This window comes from Enterococcus sp. DIV0213h, assembly GCF_051711285.1.
GTDB lineage: Bacteria > Bacillota > Bacilli > Lactobacillales > Enterococcaceae > Enterococcus_D > Enterococcus_D casseliflavus.
On record NZ_JBIOMH010000001.1, the window covers coordinates 2939052 to 2961381 of the forward strand.

Below are 22330 nucleotides of genomic sequence, written 5' to 3' on the forward strand. Positions count from 1 at the left end.
ATATGATAGACTTGTAGTATTGCAACCTTGATACAGACAAGTTTCTTAAAGATAGGAATGACATACACATGATTTTATTACAAGCCAACCAAATCGCCCGTCTTTTCGGAGCCGAGGTTTTATTTGAAAATATCCAATTAGAGATTGCCAGCAATTCCCGAATCGCGCTTGTTGGGCGCAACGGTGCTGGTAAATCAACGCTACTGAAAATTATTGCTGGACTCGAAAGTCCTGATAAAGGAACGATCGCTAAAAACAAGACCGCTACGATGGGCTACTTAGCTCAAGATACCGGACTTGATAGTCAGGCCACTGTTTGGGAAGAAATGCTGGGAGCTTTTGCAACGGTTCGTGAGATGGAGCAGCGCATGCGTGCCTTAGAGATCGCCATCTCCGAAGCAGATCCTGCTGCTGACTCTGGCAATCTCCTGAAAGAATACGACCAATTGCAACATGAATTTGCAGAAAAAAACGGCTATGGCTATGAAAATGAGATTCGCTCCGTCTTGCACGGTTTTCAGTTTGATCCTTCTTTTTACACGCAAGCCATCAATACCCTTTCTGGTGGTCAAAAAACCCGCTTGGCATTAGCAAAAATGCTACTGCAAAAACCTGATATCTTGATCCTCGATGAACCGACCAACCATTTAGACATCGAAACGTTATCTTGGTTGGAAAACTATCTGCAAGGATATGCCGGTGCGTTGCTGATCGTTTCCCATGACCGTTACTTCTTAGACAAAGTCGTCAACGAAGTCTACGAACTGAGTCGCCAAAAAATGCGCCACTACAAAGGCAATTACAGCCGCTATTTGACCCTGAAAGCGGAACAGCTGCAAAGTGAATGGAAAGCCTTTGAAAAGCAGCAAGAAGAAATCAATAAACTGGAAGACTTTGTTGCCCGCAACCTTGTCCGTGCGTCTACCACCAAACGCGCGCAAAGTCGCCGTAAGCAATTAGAGAAAATGGACCGGCTGGATCGCCCGCAAGGAGATGAAAAATCCGCTCACTTCCTTTTTTCTATTGAAAAGCCTTCAGGAAATGTTGTGATGCAAGTAGAAAATGCCGCTATCGGTTATTCTGAAGAAGAAGTCTTATCGGCGCCCATCGACTTAGATGTTCGGCGCAAAGATGCGATCGCTTTAGTAGGACCGAATGGGATCGGCAAATCAACCTTACTGAAATCGCTGATTCATAAAATCCCCTTTATTCAAGGAAAGGTCCATTTTGGCGCCAATGTCTCAATCGGGTACTATGACCAAACCCAATCCGATCTGCATTCAACCAAAACGATCCTTAATGAGCTTTGGGATGACCACAGTACCACACCTGAAGTCGAGATTCGCAATATATTAGGCAGCTTCTTATTTTCGGGAGAAGATGTTGAAAAGCCGATCACGCTGTTAAGCGGTGGCGAAAAAGCCCGTGTCGCTTTGGCAAAATTAGCCATGGACCATGACAATTTCTTGATTTTGGATGAGCCAACCAACCATTTAGACATCGACAGCAAAGAAGTCTTAGAAAATGCCCTGATCGATTATGAAGGCACTTTGTTCTTCGTATCTCATGACCGCTACTTTATCAATCGAATCGCCACCAAGGTCGTGGAACTGTCTGAAAACGGCAGCAAGCTCTATCTCGGCGATTACGATTATTATTTAGAAAAGAAACAAGAAGAAGCTGAGATCGCAGCGATGTTGGAAGCAAAAACAACCGAAACCACCCTCTCAGCGGGCAAGCAAAACTTTGTCCAAAGCAAGGAACAGCAAAAAGCCGTTAGAACCTTACAGCGAAAAGTCACCCAAATCGAAGAAGAACTTGCCGCAATAGAAGAAACGATCCAACAACTGGAACAAGACATGACCGCACCAGATGCGTTGAATGATCATGTCAAATTGACCGCGTTGAATCAAGCGTTAGAACAAGCCCGCACTGAACAAGAAGCTCTACTAGAAGCATGGGAAAATACTAGCTTAGAACTAGAAGCATTTGACAGCTGATCGAGGAATCGGTCTGTAGGCCGATGACAAGCGCCCCCTCCTTTGTTTTACTTAAAAGAACAGGATGAATACGTACGATTCGTAAAACAAGGAGGGAAAAATGCAAAAACAGACAGATGTTTATCGAAAGCGTCGGCCAATGGTTGTTTTGGCAGGATTGGTGTTGATTTGGATAGGGTTCAATCGAATCTCTCATCACGTGTTGTACGGAGAGGTGTCCGAACACGTGCATACCGTCGTTGCCTATGATGAGAGTTATGACGACGAATATGTTTATTCTCAGGCTATCTTTAGTGATGACATCAATGCTTATTTATGGGAAATGGACATCACGACACCGATTTTCTTGCAGACGAACGAAGATTGGGCCGATAGATCCTATGGCAATGACGGCAGCCAAACCTTAGCAGAAAACGGCTGTGCGATTGCTTCTCTTGCGATGGTTCAATCCTATCTTGAAGGCTATCCCATTTCGCCACTGGAAGTCCTCGATTGGGCAGGAGATCATTATTACGTTGACGGCCAAGGAACGGACTGGCGGATTTTTTCTGATTTTGCCGATGCAAACGGCTACAACTATTATGATCTTGGCACAGATCTAGCCAGCGTTGAAGCTTACTTGCAACAAAATCATCCGGTCATCGTTTCTGTGACTCCAGGGGAATTTACAGATGGCGGCCATATTATGGTCTTAGGTGGAATGATGGACGATCAAGTGTTTGTCTTAGATCCCAATGATGATCCAGAAAAATCCCATTACGCTATCTATTACACACTAGATGAAATCGCTAATCAAAGCTTACGTTTTTGGACCTTCAGCTGATTGATCGAAAAAAGTCCCCTTTCGGGGCTTTTTTCTTTGTCGTGGCGTAGGCAGCAACTGGATCTTACTTTTTTAATAAAAAAACCATTTTATCTCCCCTTGGGAATCCGCTTTCTATTATAATGGAAGAAAGAAAGGTGTGAAGTCTATGAAAATCGGTATCCCAAAAGAAATCAAGAACAATGAAAATCGTGTGGCATTGCCGCCCTCGGGAGTCTATGAGTTAGTCCAAGACGGACACGAAGTCTTCGTTGAACAAGGCGCTGGTGCAGGATCAACCTTTTCTGATCAAGCGTATCAGGAAGTCGGCGCTACGATTACTACCGTTGAAGAGGTTTGGGCCTCTGAATTGGTTATGAAAGTCAAAGAACCTTTACCAGAAGAATACCCCTTTTTGCATGAGGGACTGGTTTTATTCACCTATTTCCACGTAGCCGCCAATCAACAGCTTGCTCAAGCGTTGATCGACAGCAAAGTGATCGCTGTTGCTTATGAAAACGTCCAGCTGGCGAACGGCACCCTGCCTCTGCTATCGCCTATGAGTGAGATCGCTGGAAGAATGTCTGTTCAAATCGGCGCACAATTTCTCGAAAAAATATATGGCGGAAAAGGGATCCTGCTTTCAGGTGTTCCCGGCGTCCGTCAAGGTCGGGTAACGATCATTGGTGGTGGCGTTGCCGGTGAGAATGCCGCGAGAGTCGCCGTAGGTCTGGGCGCACAAGTAACGATTTTAGACGTTTCGATCCCACGCTTACAAGAGCTGGATCGACAGTTTTCTGGTCAAGTCCAAACCTTGTATTCCAATCGCTTGAATATCGAACGAACGATCCAATCCGCAGACTTGGTGGTAGGAGCCGTCTTATTGCCAGGACAAAAAGCTCCGTGCTTAGTGACCCGCGACATGGTGAAACAGATGCCTGAAAAATCCGTGATCGTCGATATTGCCATTGACCAAGGCGGAATTTTTGAGACCGAAGACAAAGTCACCACCCACGACGAGCCAACCTATATCCGGGAAGAAGTTATTCACTATGCAGTGGCGAATATGCCAGGTGCTGTGCCGCAAACGGCAACCATCGCATTGAGCATTGCCACCTTACCGTATGCCCAGCAGCTAGCGAACGATCCTTTAGCAGCGTTGCGAGAAAATCAGGCACTTGCCAAAGGGGTCATCGCTTATGAGGGCGCATTTACTTCAAAAGAAGCCGCTCACGATCTGTCATTGCCTTTTACCGATCTATCGGAATTGATTTGAGCCACTCTCCCACAATAAAACCAGCAGCCGCACAAGTAATTCGCGGCTGCTGTTTTGCTTTCTATGAGAATTTCCTTTTTTGGGTAGCATGGGCTTTGGAAGTATGCTATATTCATACTTAAAAAAATTCGACCTAGACAGGAGGAACACTGTGCTTACTCAACAACAAATCCAAGCATTTCCCAAAGTAGAACTTCACTGCCACCTCGACGGTTCCATTCGTCCAGAAACATTGATCGCCATCGCCAATCAGCAAGAACTACCGATCGAGCAAGACATAGAAGCTGTGAAAGCACAGATGCAAGCCCCCAAAGATTGTCATGACCTGAGGGATTATCTTCGCTGCTTTGATTTCGTTCGGCCGTATTTGCAAACACAAGAAGCGTTAGCAGCTGCCGCCTATGACGTGATGGAACAAGCCGCTCAAGATGGGGTCGCTTATATTGAGATCCGCTTTGCCCCCAGCTTATCGATGGACAAAGGACTCACTTGCAGCCAGACCATCCAAGCCGTGATCGAAGGCATCGCACGAGCAGAAGAGCGCTACCCAATCAAAGGCAATGTTTTGATCATTGGGATGCGTCAAGAAGACCTACCAGCTATTACGGCGATTTTTGATGAAGCGATCGCTCTTACCGATGAAAAAGTCGTCGGCATTGATCTGGCAGGTCCAGAAGAAGACGGGTACGTCCCTGATTTAGCTGCCAGCTATCAAGTGTTCCTCAAGAACCAAAGTGTCCAGCTGACCTTACATGCAGGCGAATGCGGCTGTGTGCAAAACATTTATCAAGCCATCGAAAGCGGTGCGCAACGGATTGGCCACGGCATCGCCTTAAAAGGAGATCACACTGCCCAAGCGTTTGTTCGAGAACAAAATCGCTGTATCGAAGGCTGTCCTACCAGCAATGTTCATACGCGTGCGATTCCCACATACTCGGCATACCCATTAAGAGAATGGCTGGAGGCCAAGGTCCCTTTTTGTTTGAACACCGATAACCGAACGGTCTCAAACACGACATTGACCAATGAATACCTGCAAATGGCTCATCATTGCGACATGTCCGAATCAGAGATGCGCTTCTTAAACGAAACTGCCGCTCAGCATTCCTTTGCGGAAGCTGCCGACAAAGCGGTACTCTTGAAAAAAATTCAAGAATGGCAATTCTAATAAACATGGACGCTAGTGATCCCCACTGGCGTCCATGTTTTATTTCCAAAACGTTCAACTTTCTTTCCTTCACGCAAAGAAGAGCCGATCGATCCGTGTTAACCCCACCTTACCTCACATTTTCTATTTTTATAAAAATAAAAAAGTTGTTTAGATGAAATCTCATCATAAACAACTTTTCTATGCTAGATAAAATTTGCATTCAATGCCAGCGTTTTTTAAGAAAACAAGAAAACTACTCCCGTGTTCTCTTACACAATCATCTACACAAGCCCCCAGCTAATTTTTTAAATCTAAGCCTTCAATCAACGCCACCGCACGATCGATCCCAGCATCTTTTGTTTCTTCTAGCACCACGTAACAGTATGGCTTGTGTTTGATCAGAAGCTGTAAAATTTCTGGATACCGTATTTGTCCTTCGCCTAATGGGACAGGGATCACTTCTTCTCCCGAGAGTTGAAAATCCTTTAGGTGCAAGCAGACGATTTTCTCTCCGAAAAGAGTAAATGCTTCTTCTACCAATGCGACTTGATCAGCAGCCGTTTTTGCGGTGATCAAATTCGTTGGATCGTAAATGATCCCTAAATAATCAGAAGGAACACGTTCAATCAGCTCGGCGATGCGCTGATTCGAATACAGCGGATGATTCAGTCCGGCTTCGATCCCTACCATGATTTGATATTTTTCTCCCACTCGAACGAGTCGCTGGATCACATGGATCAAGTCTTCAAAAACCTCATCCGAAAAATTCTCTTCGCTATATCCCAGCGCGGCAATGACTGAGCCTGTTTCTGAAGCCACCATGCTGGCACCAAAATAACGGGCATGGAATAAATAGCGCTCAAATTTCTGTAAGATTTTTTCTCGTTCCTCTGGTTCGGGATGAATCAAGTTACTATAACAACTTAACAAAGCGATTTGAACGCCTTGTTCTTGGAATTCATTCTTGAAGAAGGTCCCCATACCTGGATTCATCTTTTCAGGAGCACTTAGATCTGGAAAAGACGCATTCAAGGCAAACTGAACGTTTTTTATTTTCTTTGCACCTACCGCTTGTGCTAACTGCTTTGGTGTATATTCTCCTGAAAGGTCATGCCCTCGGATGGCTAAATGAATCATCTGACTCCTCGCTTTCTACTATTTTTTCCCATTCAATAATCAAATTTTCATAAGGTTCTAGCCTATGGTTACCGCGCGCCAGCGCTTCACCTGATAAGCGTTCGAAACCGGGTAGATGTAAGGTAAAATCAGCTGTCGTCAGCCCTAAGTTACTGATCCAGAGTTGGACATGGGTCGCTGACTCTCGACGATACTTCATCACACCTTCCGAACATTTGATCAACTGGCGCTCTGATTCATAAGGGAAAAGTTCTTTGCGACAAAACGACTGCCATATCAAACTGTCTGGTAAATTGCTAGGTAGCGCACCTAAATAGATGATCTCTCCTTGAGCCAGTTGTTTCTTAGCTAGTAGCGTTTGGTCATTCCCTCGTCCGATTGTTTCCCAATCTTCTGGGCAGTGAAAAACTGTGACCAAATGATCCAAAGGTTCTTTTAGGCCGTCATAGGTTAGCTGATAAGTCAGTCCTTTCACCGTAAACTGCTGGATTTGGTCAAACCCGAGCCATTCTCCTAAACGATCTAAGCCATTCGTCGCTGGCCACGCCAGCTCTTTTGTCCGATCCCCCGTCATCGGGCCTAAAATCAGCTTGCCTCCTGCTTCAGTAAAGGCGGCAAATTTTTTCAACAAGGTAGGACTGATCCAACGAACAAATGGGGCAAGAACAACATCATACTCTTCTAACGGACTATTTTCTTGAATGATTTCTACACGAATCCCTTGGCGAATCAGACTGCCGTAAAATTCGGTAAACAGGCTGCGATAATCATAAACACCCCCATGATCGATCGTGTAAAAACGTTTCGAGTAATCCGAGTAGATAATGGCTATTTTTGCCGATACATACTTCGTTTCCGCTAAAAGTGGTGCGATCTGTTGTCTTAGTTCGCCAATCCGAACTACCTCTTCATACCCACGATCTGGCTCTCCCCAAGCAGTTAACACGGCACTATGGGGTTGCTCCACACCATAGCGATGTCCACGAAAATGCCAAAAGCAGAAGGATTTCAAATTACCAGCATAGCCAATGAACGCTTCACTTGTGACAAACCCATGAGGACGAGGTGCCGCATAATTTTCAATATGACCTGCATTGGCAGTACAAGTTTCTAACAATAACATTTCCTTGTTGCGCGGTTTGACATTCCGCCAACGATCCAAGTTCATCGTATACGCTGGATAGTTGTCTGCCGGTGCATACGTATCAAACCCAGCAATATCTAAATCAGCAAATAGCTCATCATTTTGCAAGTTAAACCCAAAAGCGGAGTTATGGGTAATGGGCAACGCGGTCTCCATTCGGATAAAATGACAAAGATCATGCGCAAACTCATTCAACGTATCGGTGGTAAAACGGCGAAAGGCATTTATCAAGGAAGAATTATGCAAAAATGGGGTCGTTAGCGGCAAGACGACATCCTCAAATGCGTCATACCACTCACTCCACACCTTCGTTCCCCAACACTCATTGAGGTTAGTCACGGATTGATAGCTGTCTTTTAAATACGTATGCCAACGCGTTTGGCACGTCGTACAATAACATAGATCGACATGACATTTAAACTCATTGTCCAATTGCAACATAACGACATTTTCATGTTTTTCGGCAATCTCAGCGATTTTTCTCGTCAAACGATAGGCATAACGGCGAAAGTCCTCGTTGTTGGTACAGACATGCTGTCTTGAGCCGTGATGCATCTTCGTTCCATCTTGGTTAGTGACCAATGCTTCTGGGTACTGTTTTGTAAACCAGCGGGGTGGGGTCGGAGTTGGAATACATAAGCAAACATCGATGCCATTTGCTTGGTACTGTTCTAGCGCACGTTCCAACAACGAAAAATCATATTCTCCAGGTTGAGACTCCAAGTCGCGCCACATGAATTCCCCAATTCTAGCAAAATTCATGCCCAACGTTTTCATCGTGTGACTATCACTTTGCATGATTTCTTCCGACCAGACTTCTGGATACATGCAGGCGCCGTAATAAATATCAGGAAACAGTGGTTGCTCATGGAAAAACGCCTGTAGACGAATCGCTACATAGCGAGCGATCATATGCGCCCCGAGCTTTGAAAAGTGGGTATCATCTGCAAGACCTGCAGGATAATTGGGGTGCTCATTCGGTGCTAACCAAACAAAGAGTGCTTTGGAAGCTTCTAGTCCTAATGTGTCATAATAATGATAGGTATAGCGATTTAAATCAAACAAAACTACTTCTTCCGTTCGACTAAGGTCTCTTAAGACAGGTAAAAATGCTGACAACGTATGCGCCAGTCGTCCCTCTTCTCCTACCCGCCGTTCAACAGGTGTACACAGGATCGGGATTCCTGCTTTTTCTTTGATTTGACGGATCATGTCTGTCAAATGAGCAATGTACGCCTCCATCGTGACATGATTTTTCTCTTTTTGGTCATTATGTCCAAATTGCAGTAGGACGACTGTATTCGGTTCGACTTCTTGCAGGAGTTGCTCAAACAACCCTTCTTCGATAAACGAACGAGTCGTACTGCCGTTTTTTGCAAAATTGCGTACGTTTACTTCTGGGGGTAGATAGCTTGGTAAGGCTTGTCCCCAGCCCATCATTGGCTGTTGATCAAGGGGATAATCCGCCATGGTTGAATCTCCGCCTAGAACGATTTTCATTTCTTTTCTTCCTCCATCTATTTACTATCAGATTTCCAACAGCTTTGACAAGTCTGCTGGTTTTCTTGCTGAACTTAAGCTGTATTAGAAATCGCTTTCTTTTCTATTATACAAAACATTGGCTGACGAAAACATAGAAAAATCAGAGCAAAAGCTGCGAAAATACGAGCTTTTCCGCAGCAACCAACAGTGATCAGCTCTGACCTTTTCGATATTGTCCTGGGGTCATTCCCGTGCACTTTTTAAATAAACGATTGAAGTAACTGGGATTATACCCAAGGTTTTCTGCGATTTCATTGATTTGATGATCGGTTTCTAGCAACTGCCGTTTCGCTTCTACGATGCGAACGTTGGTTAAATAATCAATAAAGTTGACCTGCTTGGCACGCTTGAACTCCTTACTCAAAAAGATTGGGTCTACTTCGAAACGATCCGCAACATATTCTAACGAAATTTGTTCATTGCGAAAATCAGATTGGATGTACTCCGCTACTTTTTGGATCATTTCACTATAAGAATTAGCGACATTTTCTTGCCAGAGGATGGAGACGGGCTTTAAGAAATGATGGTACAAAAAGGCTTGAATCTGATTGATGTCCAAAAGTCGTTCGATTCGTTCTAAAACAACCGTTTTCGATACATAATCCGTTCGTGAGACACCATTTTCATTTAAAAGGTAATCGACTTGATCGTACAGTCGATTGACCACATAGATCACCGCAGCCTGTTGATTGTTTTCTGCCACGACCTGTTCCAAAAACCGCTGGACACTTCGTTGCAATTCTTCATGATAGCCACTTTTCAGCGCTGTTAAAATCAAGTTTTCTTGCGAAAGAGAATACTTCGGCAGCGGACGCATTTTCTCTCCTTGAAGCACTTGATTTTCGGGAATCAACCGTTGCAGATGGATTTGCTTTTTGAGACGTTGGGCAACTTCAGGCAACTTGCGAATCTCAGTTTCTTGTTGCGAACTAACGATGGTGACATAACGGCAGACGATCAAATTGATTTGCTTGGTGACCATCGTGAAGTAATCTGTCAGTTGCTGCTCTTGATTGACCACAAAAACCAAAATCCGCCCTTCATTTGACGAAACGATGGTTGATTCTGGGAAAAACATGGCTGTGACATCCGTTATAATGTTTTCTAGCGCAAACAAAATGTGGGTTTCATCTTGTGAATTTGCTTGATTGCTTAATAGATCATTGAGTTGGAAATAAAACAGGCGATACCCTTGGTCACTTAAGCGCCAGTTTTTTTGCTGCAGTAATTGTTGCGATTCTTCCTCTGACAAATAGCCATAATACCCTTCCATCAAATGTTGGATCACTTGCCGCTTCAGCGAATCTTGAAAGCGTTCCGCCTGATTTTGTAGCAATCCTTTTTCCCGACTTAATTGTTGCCAACGGTCCACCAAAAACTCCAGATCGTTTTCTTTTTTCCATTGGGTATTGCCAAAGAGCTGATCCATCGTTTTTTCAAAAGGTTGGTATTGTTTTTTTGCCAAAAAGAGACTCATGACTGCCACACAAGCAATAAAAAGAATACTTACGACGATCAGCACTCTAGCCAAATGAGTGACTGGTTCGGTAATCAATGCTAAGGGAACGACGGTATAAAATGTCCATATTTGGTTGAGTCGCGTACTGTTTACGGCGATCATGCTATAATCATTGCCATTGATCGATTCGACCCAGGTTCCTTGATGCTCCTCACTCAGCGGTTGGATAACATTCGCTAAGTTCTGATCGCCAATAAAACGAAAACTCTCATGATTAAAGGAAATCGCTGCGAGTCCATTTTCAATTTGAGTATCATAAAAATACTTTAACAATGATTGCTCGTCGATCGTTGCAACTAAAAAAATTTTAGGCTGATCTTCACCTTGGCTATCAATGTTTTGTACAAAAAACAATTCATCCTCTTCTTCAATGATCTTCCACTGATACTGCCTACCATTATCGATCCGATAGCGTTCAAATGCTGTTTTGGTTTGCTCGAGCGTTAATTCATACGTGCCGCCACTTTCAATCCCAAAGGGCGCCTCTCCGAGCGAATAAATACCGATTCGATTGACATAATTGGAGCTATTGGTTAAGTAAAACAATTCTTCCGACAGCTGGATCAACGTCTGATAATTCGTCGTTTCCAATAAATCTTCTTGGTAGCGCCTTTGAAACGATTGCCCCCAAACGCTTAAAGTCACTTCCAGCTGCGAGAACTGTTGGTTGATGTTACTAACGATTCCTTCGACTTGGCGATTGTTTAGTTCTTGATACGATCGTTGTAATGGTCCGATCAAATAGGCATGCAAAAAGATTGCAACGGCTAATAGCGGCACGACGATCCATAGACTGGCTAGCTGCAGTTTTCGATGAAAACCGCCTGTTTTAAAGTACTTCATTCCCAAACACCCTTGTAATAGATTTTATGTAACAAATTGTCATGCGAAAAAACGCATGACAACCTATCCACAACTATTGAAGTGTATCATCCTTTGACGGATCCAATCAGCATTCCTTTGGCAAAATGTTTTTGCAAAAACGGATAGAAGATCAAAATTGGCAAAGTCGCCACAATGATGACTGCAAATTTGATTCCTTGTTCAGGCGGCACATAGTTGGGGTCCATACTTGCTAACGCATTGGCACCACTGGAGGCCATCGTGATCTGTCTTAACAATAACTGAATCGGCCATTTTGCTGAATCGTTGATATAGAGCAATCCACTCATGAAGTCGTTCCAGATACCAACGGCGTAAAAAAGGGTGAAGGTCGCGATCACTGGTTTTGATAAAGGCAAAATGATTTTCCATAAGATCCCTAGTTCCGTACAGCCATCCATCTTGGCGGATTCTTCCAATTCGATCGGCATTTCTTGGAAAAAGTTTTTGATGATCATCAAGTTGAACGGATTGATCGCGATTGGCAAAATCAATGCCCAATAAGAATTGATCAGTCCTAAATTTTTCACCACGATAAACGTTGGGATCATCCCACCTGAAAAGAGCATTGCAAAAATCACGAGATTCAACAAGGTGTTCCGTCCTTTTAGGTGCTTGCGTGATAAAGGATAGGCAAAGGTGAAGGTACAGAAAAGCTGCACCAGCGTGCCAACGATGGTAACGCCGACCGTTACAAGCAAACTACGGATAAAGGTGTTGGTTGAAAAAATAAAGCGATAGGAGTCGAGACTGATCTCATTTGGCCATAAGAAAAACGAACGTGTGGTCAATTCTAACTCCGTAGCAAATGAACCTGCGATCACATAAATAAAAGGAATCACCATAAATAACCCAATCAATGCCAAAAATAGCGCATTAAAAATGTCAAATATTTTCCCTGCCTTCGTATTGTGTAAAGTATCCATCTTTTTCCTCCTTAGTATAAGCCGCTTTCGCCAAAGCGTTTCGCTAATTTATTGGTACAAAGTACGAGGATGATCCCAACGATCGATTTAAATAATCCGACGGCTGTTGAGTAACTGTAAGCGCCATTGGTGATCCCCATCATATACACATACGTATCAAAAACATCTGCTACTGTTCGGTTCAACTGATTGGTCATCAAGAAAATCTGATCAAACCCCGTAGACAAAATCGACCCGATCCGCATGATCAGCATAATGATGATCGTCGAACGAATCGCAGGCAAAGTGATATGCCACACACGACGAAAACGTCCTGCACCATCCATGATCGCGGCTTCGTATTGTTCCTGATCCACACCTGATAAGGCAGCTAAATAAATAATGGTCCCCCAACCGATCTCTTTCCAAATCGATTGCATTACGATCATGGGGCGGAACCATTGCGGGTCTGAGAGAAAGTCGATTTCAACGCCTGTCAACGAAGCGATAAATTGAGTGATCGCTCCATGATCGATGTTGAATAAGATATGCCAAAGACTAACGACGATCGTCCATGAAAGAAAATGTGGTACATAGACGAAGGTTTGAATGGTCCGCTGAAACAGCTTGTTGCGCAATTCATTCAGTAACAGTGCCAAAAAGATGGGTGCTGGAAACGAAAAGAAGATGTTTAAAAAGGCAATCATCAACGTGTTCCACAAGATCCGAAAGAAATCAGGATTATTGAAGAAATCCATAAAATTTTGTGTTCCGACCCATGGACTATCTGCGATTCCTAAAAAAGGCACATAATCTTTGAAAGCAATGATCAACCCATACATCGGTGCATAACGAAATACTGCAAAATAGATGATCCCGGGAATCGTCAAAATATAGAGCCATTTATTTTGTTTAAAATGGTTGAGAAAACTCCCCCATTGCTCTTTCGTTTTCGGCACTTTTTTTATTGTTGTTTCCATTCATTCTCCTCCTCTAACTCCGCTCCGATCAATGCTAAACAACAAATCGTATTTAGACCCCACTGTGCCAACACATTGGTCGATACCCACGGCATTTCTTTTATTTTTTTCCACGTTGTCGCTGCTTCAATGGTCGCTTCGATCGGCAACGGAACACCCGATTTGTCATTATCAAGCAATAACTGCCAAGCCCTTTGGCTGATTGCTTGATCGTTACGCACTCGCCCAGCAAAGGCCATCATCGTCGACGCAAACATTGGCCAGGCAAAATGAGGTTCCGTCAGTACTCCGTTTGATTCTTCTGCTTTTCTCTCAGGACTCAAGCTATAAAACCAGCCAAACTCCCCTAACATCTCTGTCCACTCGGGGTCTTCCAGCACTTGAGCAAGTTCTAACCAAACTTGCGGCGCCCCAAAGGAGATGACCATGTGATAGCCGCCAAAATTCCCAGTTCCCATATAAGATAAGGTTTTGTCTTGTGGATCAAATAACACTGTGGGACCAGACAATAGGCGCTGGGGCATGGCTTTGATGCAGGTGATGCCCGTGCGAATTTTTTCAAGGTAAACAGGATCATTCGTCCGTTCCCACTGGGTAAACCAGTTCGAGACTAGCGCAGCCCAATCTGGTCCGATGCGAATCGGTATCCTATTCGTTTCTCGTTCATAAAACTCGCGCATCGGTGGTAACGCATCAAAAGCATAGGTTTCATTGTCTTTGACTTGTTCCATAATCTCCCCAATGCGTTCATCCGCTGTCAAATAGTAGTAGTAGCGATGGAGACCCGCCATTGAAATTCGAACTTCTTTTGCTTGGCAGCCCCAATGAACGACATTATGCCGTGACCCTAATCCTTTGTATTCACCAGCATGATACTGATCGACTTCTGAAGTATGTCTCGTCATGCTTTCAGCCAGATAGTAGACGCTTGGATCACCAGTCCGTAGGAAATCTAGCCAAAGCCACATGTTAGGGACCAATTCAGTGTTTTGCCAAGCGTACCCACCAAGATCGTAGCGCCATTGGTGTCGAAACTGATCATAGGTATGCATGACATCACCATAGTTCCAATAGCCATACCAACTTCTTTGTTGGACTTCTGCTAAATAGAATTGACGCATCTTAGCCAATTGTTGTTCCAGCAACTGTTTCGTTTTCGTTGATTCGTCTGGTAAACTGATCCTGCCAAAAACCTTCGTCTCTTGATAACGCTCTGGCAATGAAACGATCTGGGCAGGTTCTTGGTTTTCTTGAGCTAAGCCCAGCAACACTTCTTCTGACGGGGCTTCTTCATAAAGATCCAACCAACAACGCGTCGTATTTGCTACGCCAACTGCCGTCGAACGAATCTCTTCCATTCCTTCGTATCCGCTAAGCATATGATCACGTTTGGAATAGTGCTGAAAATCCATTGGCTTGGCATTCGGTGACCACTGCCACATCGTGATTTGGGTTGCTTTTTGGGTGATGCCTGTCACCTCGATCGCAGATGGTGCTTTTTCCCAAAATTTCTCCATGCTGCAAGCAACGCCGCCGGTTTCTCCCCCAGCGTAAAAGGTACCTGAATAATGCTCGCCATCCCCAATGGGCAACCAACAGTACCCAGCTTCGGTCTGTTTTTCTAATTCAAATGACCGATGATTGATTTGATTGACCCGAAAATTGTCCCAAATAGCATTTTCCACCGCATGAGACAGCATCGGCTCGTCCGCTGAGGTCAATGAAACGAGCTGTCCACTGGCTTGTTCTTGATAGGGAATGTTTTGCTGATAGTGTCGCCGTGAAAGTAACAATTGTGCCGCTTCATGATACACAGCATCTGCAATAAATTTGACTTGTCGATTCCAATTTTCACCTGTCAACGCATAATCAAATGCTATCCCCATGCCTTCATAAGCAAGTGGTTTGATGATAATGACCGTATGAATGATTTCCAATTTGCTGATTTCGCGAAAGATGCGGAACCGTAAAATAAACTCTTGCACCACTTCTTGATCGATCTCGATGACGCCCGATACTTTGATAACGGCTTTTTCTGAACCATTTTCTTCCAACATCAAGTCCGTTACTTTGGACTGCACCTTTTTGTTTTGGTATTGCAGGATTGCGTGAAGATCTTGCAATTTTTTCTGCCCCTTGACCGCTACCCAGTCCAAAACATTTTTCCCTTCCCCATGTTTCGGGAAGAAGCCTTTGATCGTACCGTTGTCAAAATAAATACCGTTGTAAGCTTCCCTAGCAATCGCCTGTTTCTTCTGGACACGCTGTTTTCTTTGAAAAAGTAACTGCGTCGTTTCTGCCACCAGACCACTGTGTCCTGTCCATTTCACACTGCCATCTGGCCAGTAAGCCAGTACTTTCGTTTGCAGCGGCTCCTCCCCCAGCAAAAACAGTTCCTCACTTAGAACCTCAGGTTGTAAAGCTCCTTTTTCCCATGGATACCCAAAACTCAGCCCACGTTTTCCCTTAGGTTTATTTTTGAGCCATTTCAATGCCATGTTCGATTTCCTCCCCTTCTCTCTCTGCAGGTTGAACTGCATCGTTTTGTTGCTTTAGCTTTTGTTCATTTTCATCAAATAATTTCAAGTAAATCCCCATTGTGCCAATGATCCACATCCCAATACTTAAAAATGGAAGGAGACCGGGGAGAAAAAAGCTGATCGTACTACAAATCCCAAACCAAAGGACGCCTAAAAAGGTGCCAATAGGTTGAAAAAAAAGAAAGCGTAGCGAAGCGCCTAGGTACTTCTTCGTTGGGAGCACATAATATTCGTACATGCTAAGCAATGTATTGATCACAGCGATCGCGACGCATTGGCTAACGATCAATAGGATCAAGCCAGTTTGAGTCAATGCCGCTAAAAATCCTTGCTGGATCACCACCATGGGGCACAAATAAAAGAGAATGATCGGTAAGCCCAAGCGATTCGATCGCCAAAAGTTCCTGCGGTAATACCCAAAGAACGTTTGAAAAAAAGGCGGCGATTCCTGTTTAAGGGTTTTCTTTGCTACGTGGAATCCTGCTTGTACGCTAGGCGCCAGTCCAAAGATGATCCCACCTACTAGTGCACCTATAATAACGGTTACATTTATCAGCAAACAATAAAAGACAAAATCTGCTGCTTGATATGCTTTCTGCCAATTCATCACCGTTCCTCCTCTAAGGAATATACCTTTAAGTCTTTATAGCGGGCCTTCATTGGCGCCATTTGCCGAAATCCGATCGCTCCTTTGGTTAATACGGGACCAAACTGTTCTTCATCAAGGTACCTTAACACCAATAAGTCGTTGATCCAAAAGGAAATCGTTGCACCTACCTTATCGATTTTTAGGTGATAAAACCCTCGGGCATCTGCTACACTCGGAAGTGGATCTGCGCCTTGGGCGACCAGATGAAACCCATGGCTTTTGCGCAAATTACACGTTTCAAACGCCCGTTCCTCCTCATACTTTCTTCGAAAACAAGAAAGGTGGTAAGCATCGATCCCTCCAGAATGATACTCGGGATATGCCCCTGTTCGTTTGGGTACTCCAGAATCGAAGATCGAGCCACCCTTGCGATTGGCTGCTGCAAAAAAGAGCATACATAAGCCTGGTTCAGCCAGTGGTTGAAACTGCCAGGTGATTCGTAGGTCCGCTGGAAATTGTTGAGGCAGCCATAAAACAAAATGTGGTTGTTTGTTTGATTCTTCAGAATACGTATTCGCCAGAATCATCCCGTCTTGGAAAGTAATTTTGGGCTCTCCTTCAGCAATAAAGTGTTGAATATCTGCTGCTTGATTCAGCGGATTTTCATAGATCAATTTCGCTAACATTTCTTCTTCTCCTTTTATGCGTATATGAGCTACTTTTCTCTTTTCATAGTAAACTTGACCTACATTTCTAACAATTGACTTTTTTTGAATTCCTTGATATCAAGCGTTAGATTAGGGTTTTCACTTGTTTTTTTCCATTTTTTCTTTTCTGATTTCTTACTACCTGTCTCATCTCACATGAATAGTAATCCAATCTATTAGCTGAAAAAAATTATTGAAAAAGAAAAAGGTTGAGAGCAAGATCCACTCAACCTTCTTCGACTGTCGTTATTGTGCTTGATGAAGGGCATTCGTTTCTTCCATCAGCTGCGTGCCTCCTTGATTCTTCCAAAGTTCGATCGCAGCTTCCCAACCCGCTTCATCGATTTGTCCTGCAATAAATTGAACCCGCGCATCACTAATGATCTGATCAAGCTGTGCCCCTTTTGTTACATACGTATCTGTATTATAGGAGGCTGCTGGGTTAAAGACAGCGTGCTCTAAATCAGCTTCCATCAATGACAATCGTTTTTCATAGCTTTCAGTAGCCGCTTCTGTATCAGGCTTAGCAATATAGTACAGGGTATCTTCCGTTACATTCATCCCAATTTGTGAGTACCCTTTGACCGCATTGGCTAACGCTTCAGCTTCTGATCCTTCTAGTGCGACGGACATTCCATCCACTACTTCAAAATTGATTCCTTCGATTCCGTTGTTCAGCAATACCTGTGCTTCTTTATCATTTAATTTATCAAGGAACGTCAACACCTCTTTTAGATGTTCCTCTGTCTGGACACTCGACTTAGGAATCGCCAAGAAACCAGAATAGCCATCTGTCGGTAACGCATTCATCGTACCGCTATTATCTTTTAAATTCCCTGTAAAGACGACGAGGTCTTCTTCTCCAGCTTGCAATAATTTATTACTGATTTGTGCTGCTCGTGAATACGTATCAATAATGATCCCACCACGTCCATTGATAAACGGTTCATCCCATTTATCTGCTGCCATGGTTGCAAAATCACGATTGACATAGCCTTGTTCCACCATATCTTTAACAAATTGCATTGATTCTAGGTATTCTGGTTGCATAAAGGATGGCTCTAAAGTGCCGTCTATTTCTTTCCAAGCATTTCCTGCCCCAAACCAAGTAGCTAACACATCGTAAGGACTATTTGAATTGATCGAGCCAGGCCATTGGGGAATAATCAAACCAAACGTATCATTTTCACCATTCCCATCGGGATCGTTCTCAGTAAATGCTTTGGCAACCTCATAAAGATCATCGATCGTTTCTGGCACATCTAAGTTTAAGTTTTCTAACCAATCTTTTCGGATGATCACCGCCGTCCGCATCGCATCACGTTTCCGATAAATTCCGTACACTTTGCCATTCACAGAAGAATTACGCAAAACATCCTCGTTAGATTGAGAGAGATTAGGATAATCAGCTAAATAGTCGGTCAAATCCCAAAAAGCGCCATTTTCTGCTGACTTGATAAATCCTCCTGATTTTCCTTGAATGACCATCACTTCTGGAATATCATCTGAAGCTAACGTAATATTCATTTTATCCTCGTAGGATGTATTGGGTGCCCAGGTAATATCAATGTTTTTGCCAGTGTAAGCTTCTAATTGCTTCAAAATCTCGTTGTCACTTGCAGGTGGTTCAGTTTCAATGTACGGCGATAAAATCGAAATCGTATCATAATCTGTTGTGGAACCTGCTTCCTCCTTCCCACATGCCGACAAAAAGGCGACTGATAGTAACCCCAAACCAAGAATCGTACTTAATTTTTTCACTACTTTTCCTCCTTAGATTTTGTTGTTGAGCCCGATTAAATAAACCGCTTTCAATACCAAAAGCATAACGAAAAGCTCGATTTCCAGCAATTGACATTTTTTGTTAATCGTTGATATATGACTAGGTAGGGGTTTGTTGACAACGATCTGATGAGTCTTCCCTTTCCAAAAAAAGTAAGAACATCTGAAGCACTGGCTCTTTGCTTAAAATCTTCGCTCTCTCTTCTCTATCCGTCTCTAATTTCATGCTATGCTTCTAAATAGATGGACAGATCTTTCTTACTCAAGTAGCACATTCTCTTAAGAAGTTACTTGTGACCAAACCAATTAGGCTGTAAATTTTTCAAATTAAAAAAGACCAATTTCTTGGTCCTTTACAAACTGATTTCAATCTTATTTTTACTCTGATAGTGTTTGCCATCGATCAATACCGTAATGCCTACGCCCTTGCCAAAATGTTCTCCTGATCGATCATACCAGACAGAAATAAAATCACCTTTCATCGGCAAATCCTCAAAAGAAAAATACTCAAGCGTCGTATCTTTAATTGGATCGATCGTCAGCAGTCCCTCATCAGAAAGATGAATACCACAATATCCACGAATGAATAAATCACTGTAAGCAGAATGATTGTAATCTTTTCCACGTTCATAGCCACCTTTTCCTATGGGCCAGTTCTGGTCTTTTAAAATTTTTCTGGAAAGCCATTCTCCTGTATCTGGATCAATATTTTCATCAAGCCAATTGACTTTTGTCCCCTCTGCTTTGTTTCGATAAAAACTATTCGCATAGGTCAGCAATTCTCGTGAAATGTCTGTTGCTTTAAGTGAACTATTTTTGTTTTGCCGTGAGGCTATCATTGCATCGATCGTTTGGGTTGTGGCAAACGGCCAAGATGGTCCATTCCAAAGGCACTCATGATTTTTCTCACTGGGTAAGTTATAACACAGATGATCTCTGGCTGCTGTAGTCAGACCATACTCACCGTGAAAACACATGGGATCACTCAAATAGCGCCAAGCCCTCGCATGAGTATCTTCGGCAATACCAAAGAGCCAAGGGAGATAGCCAATCAATTCTTTTACATTGTGTTGCTTTGGTATTTGTTTAAAATCAAATGTTGCAATTTGCGCATCTTTATCCTCTAAGGGAATCACTTTAAAAAATTCTTCTTCAGAATCCCATAAATACTTTATTATATTTTGTTTTAAAAGTGACGCTTTATTTCGATAGTCTTTAGCAAGTGAAGAATCACCTGCTTGCTCGGCAAAATAGGCAATTCCTAAGGCATTGGCATACATGTAACTATTTAATGTTGGCCTCAATCCGCTACCACTAATAGAACACTCCATGGCATCCCGGTCATCATTTGACCAAAACAAACCATAACGAGTCAGATGATGCGTTTCGATCTCTTGATAAAAGGTTACCAAATGAGGTAATAACTGAACACCATACTCAGCATCTGACCAAAGAATCGCATAATTTTTGATCGCATCAATGATCCAAGACGAATAGGCATACTGATTTCCACTGCCTTTAAACCAAAAATCAACATATTCGTGAATGAGTTCGCGACCACATTTTAACCAACGAGCTTCGGAAAGATGATGTCCAACAGCACAATTGATGGAATTGTATGGTCCTGACCAACGAACGGGTGGTAAAAACTCAGTTATGATCGTTCCCTCTGGTGTGGCTTTCAGATGCTTCCGAAATACCCACCATCGAAAATAATATGCTTCTTCAAATAATGGTTGATTACATGTAAATACTGGGACGTTTTGCATCATCCAGGTTTCTGCGTCAGCATTTGATATACATTGAGAATAAAGTTCTTCATCATTGTGATTAAATGTATCAATATATTTCTTTATAAGATTTTCCCTCATTGTGCCCCTCTCTTTTCCTACTTAGCGATGTACGTTCTCGTTGTCTCTCTACTACCGCTCATACTCATCATTTTGATCCAAGGTCGGCGCTAACGCAGTGACGATCGTTTCCACCATCTTTAAGTTCTCAACCCCTGCAATCTTGCCGAACTCGTCGGCATGGATGGAAAGATTTTTTAATGTTAGATTGCGGATCGGTTCTGCTGGGCTGGCCTCGATGAAAAAAGCACGCACGCTTTGTTGTCCTGTTTTGGTGGCTTGCACGTTTTCAATAGTAATGTCGCAGACCTTTGCTGGACCTACTGGAATAGCTGGTTGTACCATCAATTTGTGCCAATAGTCGGGAATCTCTTCCTCATAATCAGCTGGCAGTTCTGGATAACTATAATCTGGGTACCAATTTGTTTGTAAGAGAAAAGGAAAGCCAACATCCTTCATCGTTAAATCCGAAGCAGTGACCTTGCGTATAAATCCACCTCGATTGTTGGCGGATTTGATCCGAAACCCTGCGCCAGTTTGCTCAAAGACGACTTTTTGGATTTTGATCTCTTCGATCCCACCCGAAGTTTCACTACCAATGGCAATTCCTGAACCATACCCTAACTGACAGTCTTTGATCGTGATTTTCCGACAGCTTCTTTGCTGGGCTAAGGCTTCTGCCCCACGTCCCGCCTTGATCGAGATATTGTCATCGTTGCAGGAAATGTAGGCATTTTGAATCGTGACTTCTTCACAGGAATCAATATCGATGCCATCAGTACTAGGCCCTTTTCCATTGTCTATCGTGATGCCGTCGATCAATATGTGGTGAGAATACGTGATTTGGGTATTCCAAAAACCCGACTGTACCGACGAAATATCTTTGATGGTTACTTGCTGACTTTCATAAACAAGGATATTTCGTGGGCGCTTGCAATCATAATCTGCTGCCCAGCGTAAGCCTTTCTTTGCATAATCCGCCATCATCCCGCTGGCTTCATCTGTTCCCCAAAACGTTTGCCACCATGTTTCTCCACGACCATCAAGTTTTCCTTTTCCAGAGATCATGACATTTTCTGCGTGAAAAACATTGATCATCGCTGCAGGCCACTTCATATTGATCCCTGCGACCCGATTATCTACTTCGGGATAATCGGCCAGTTCTTGACTACCATACAGAATCGTATCCTCTGAGACAATCAAGTGCACATTGCTTTTTAAAAACAATGCGCCGATTTGATAGGCGCCGGGTGGTGTAATCACTGTTCCCTGCACAGTTGATGCTTGGTCAATTTCTCGTTGCAATAATTGCGTGATGTCTTCCATTCTTGCTTGCCTCCTACGTTTTTGTTTTAAGCTGTTGATAGGTTTGTCGATACCCATGATTGTAAAAATTGCGCATCGCCAACTTTTTTTCATCTATCATTTCGTTGGATAGAACTGAGTGCTTCTTACTGGCGCTGTCCATCAAGTAAAGCGTTCCTCTTGGCACATCTCGTTGTCTTTTCCCATGTGCTTTCTGGCG

The 22330-nt window shown here is 43.4% G+C and carries 15 protein-coding genes; 4 read left to right on the plus strand and 11 right to left on the minus strand.

Annotated elements, in window-relative coordinates; genetic code table 11:
- Positions 1 to 68 precede the first annotated feature (68 nt).
- From IGI77_RS13815 to add, 4 genes are all read left to right on the plus strand, one after another.
- Positions 69 to 2000 carry an ABC-F family ATP-binding cassette domain-containing protein gene (locus IGI77_RS13815; protein ID WP_438770217.1) on the plus strand — a complete coding sequence of 644 codons (1932 nt, stop codon included), beginning with the start codon at positions 69 to 71 and terminating at the stop codon, positions 1998 to 2000.
- Positions 2001 to 2100: 100 nt separating this feature from the next.
- Positions 2101 to 2823, plus strand: a complete 723-nt coding sequence (locus IGI77_RS13820) for a C39 family peptidase (RefSeq protein WP_438770218.1) — start codon at positions 2101 to 2103, stop codon at positions 2821 to 2823.
- Between the two features lie 148 nt (positions 2824 to 2971).
- Positions 2972 to 4078 carry an alanine dehydrogenase gene (ald, locus tag IGI77_RS13825; protein WP_081116086.1) on the plus strand — a complete coding sequence of 369 codons (1107 nt, stop codon included), beginning with the start codon at positions 2972 to 2974 and terminating at the stop codon, positions 4076 to 4078.
- Between the two features lie 151 nt (positions 4079 to 4229).
- Positions 4230 to 5246, plus strand: coding sequence for an adenosine deaminase (gene add / locus IGI77_RS13830; protein ID WP_438770219.1), 1017 nt, complete (start codon positions 4230 to 4232; stop codon positions 5244 to 5246).
- 279 nt (positions 5247 to 5525) lie between these two features.
- Here add and IGI77_RS13835 read toward each other — a convergent pair whose 3' ends face one another.
- The 11 genes from IGI77_RS13835 to IGI77_RS13885 form a co-directional block, all read right to left on the minus strand.
- The gene (locus IGI77_RS13835; protein ID WP_010749858.1) at positions 5526 to 6365 is read right to left on the minus strand and encodes a sugar phosphate isomerase/epimerase family protein; all 840 of its coding nucleotides are present in this window, start codon (positions 6363 to 6365) and stop codon (positions 5526 to 5528) included.
- On the minus strand, positions 6337 to 9009 hold the full coding sequence (locus IGI77_RS13840) for a beta-galactosidase (protein WP_438770220.1): 2673 nt from the start codon (positions 9007 to 9009) through the stop codon (positions 6337 to 6339). Before IGI77_RS13840 ends, IGI77_RS13835 begins: the two co-directional genes overlap by 29 nt.
- 193 nt (positions 9010 to 9202) lie before the next feature.
- Complete coding sequence (locus IGI77_RS13845; protein ID WP_438770221.1) at positions 9203 to 11413, minus strand: helix-turn-helix transcriptional regulator; 2211 nt, start codon at positions 11411 to 11413, stop codon at positions 9203 to 9205.
- 86 nt (positions 11414 to 11499) lie between these two features.
- Positions 11500 to 12378, minus strand: coding sequence for a carbohydrate ABC transporter permease (locus IGI77_RS13850; protein ID WP_005234200.1), 879 nt, complete (start codon positions 12376 to 12378; stop codon positions 11500 to 11502).
- Positions 12379 to 12389: 11 nt separating this feature from the next.
- Positions 12390 to 13337, minus strand: coding sequence for an ABC transporter permease (locus tag IGI77_RS13855; protein ID WP_005234199.1), 948 nt, complete (start codon positions 13335 to 13337; stop codon positions 12390 to 12392).
- The gene (locus tag IGI77_RS13860) at positions 13322 to 15835 is read right to left on the minus strand and encodes a hypothetical protein (RefSeq protein WP_438770222.1); all 2514 of its coding nucleotides are present in this window, start codon (positions 15833 to 15835) and stop codon (positions 13322 to 13324) included. The genes IGI77_RS13855 and IGI77_RS13860 overlap by 16 nt, the downstream gene beginning before the upstream one ends.
- On the minus strand, positions 15810 to 16484 hold the full coding sequence (locus IGI77_RS13865; protein WP_142973354.1) for a YesL family protein: 675 nt from the start codon (positions 16482 to 16484) through the stop codon (positions 15810 to 15812). The genes IGI77_RS13860 and IGI77_RS13865 overlap by 26 nt, the downstream gene beginning before the upstream one ends.
- On the minus strand, positions 16484 to 17152 hold the full coding sequence (locus IGI77_RS13870; protein WP_438770223.1) for a DUF1961 family protein: 669 nt from the start codon (positions 17150 to 17152) through the stop codon (positions 16484 to 16486). Before IGI77_RS13870 ends, IGI77_RS13865 begins: the two co-directional genes overlap by 1 nt.
- 267 nt (positions 17153 to 17419) lie before the next feature.
- Positions 17420 to 18934: an extracellular solute-binding protein gene (locus tag IGI77_RS13875; protein WP_010749864.1), complete on the minus strand. Its 1515-nt coding sequence runs from the start codon at positions 18932 to 18934 to the stop codon at positions 17420 to 17422.
- 374 nt (positions 18935 to 19308) lie between these two features.
- Positions 19309 to 20826 carry an MGH1-like glycoside hydrolase domain-containing protein gene (locus tag IGI77_RS13880; protein WP_438770224.1) on the minus strand — a complete coding sequence of 506 codons (1518 nt, stop codon included), beginning with the start codon at positions 20824 to 20826 and terminating at the stop codon, positions 19309 to 19311.
- Positions 20827 to 20877: 51 nt separating this feature from the next.
- Positions 20878 to 22131 carry a glycoside hydrolase family 28 protein gene (locus IGI77_RS13885; RefSeq protein WP_438770225.1) on the minus strand — a complete coding sequence of 418 codons (1254 nt, stop codon included), beginning with the start codon at positions 22129 to 22131 and terminating at the stop codon, positions 20878 to 20880.
- Between the last annotated feature and the right edge of the window lie 199 nt (positions 22132 to 22330).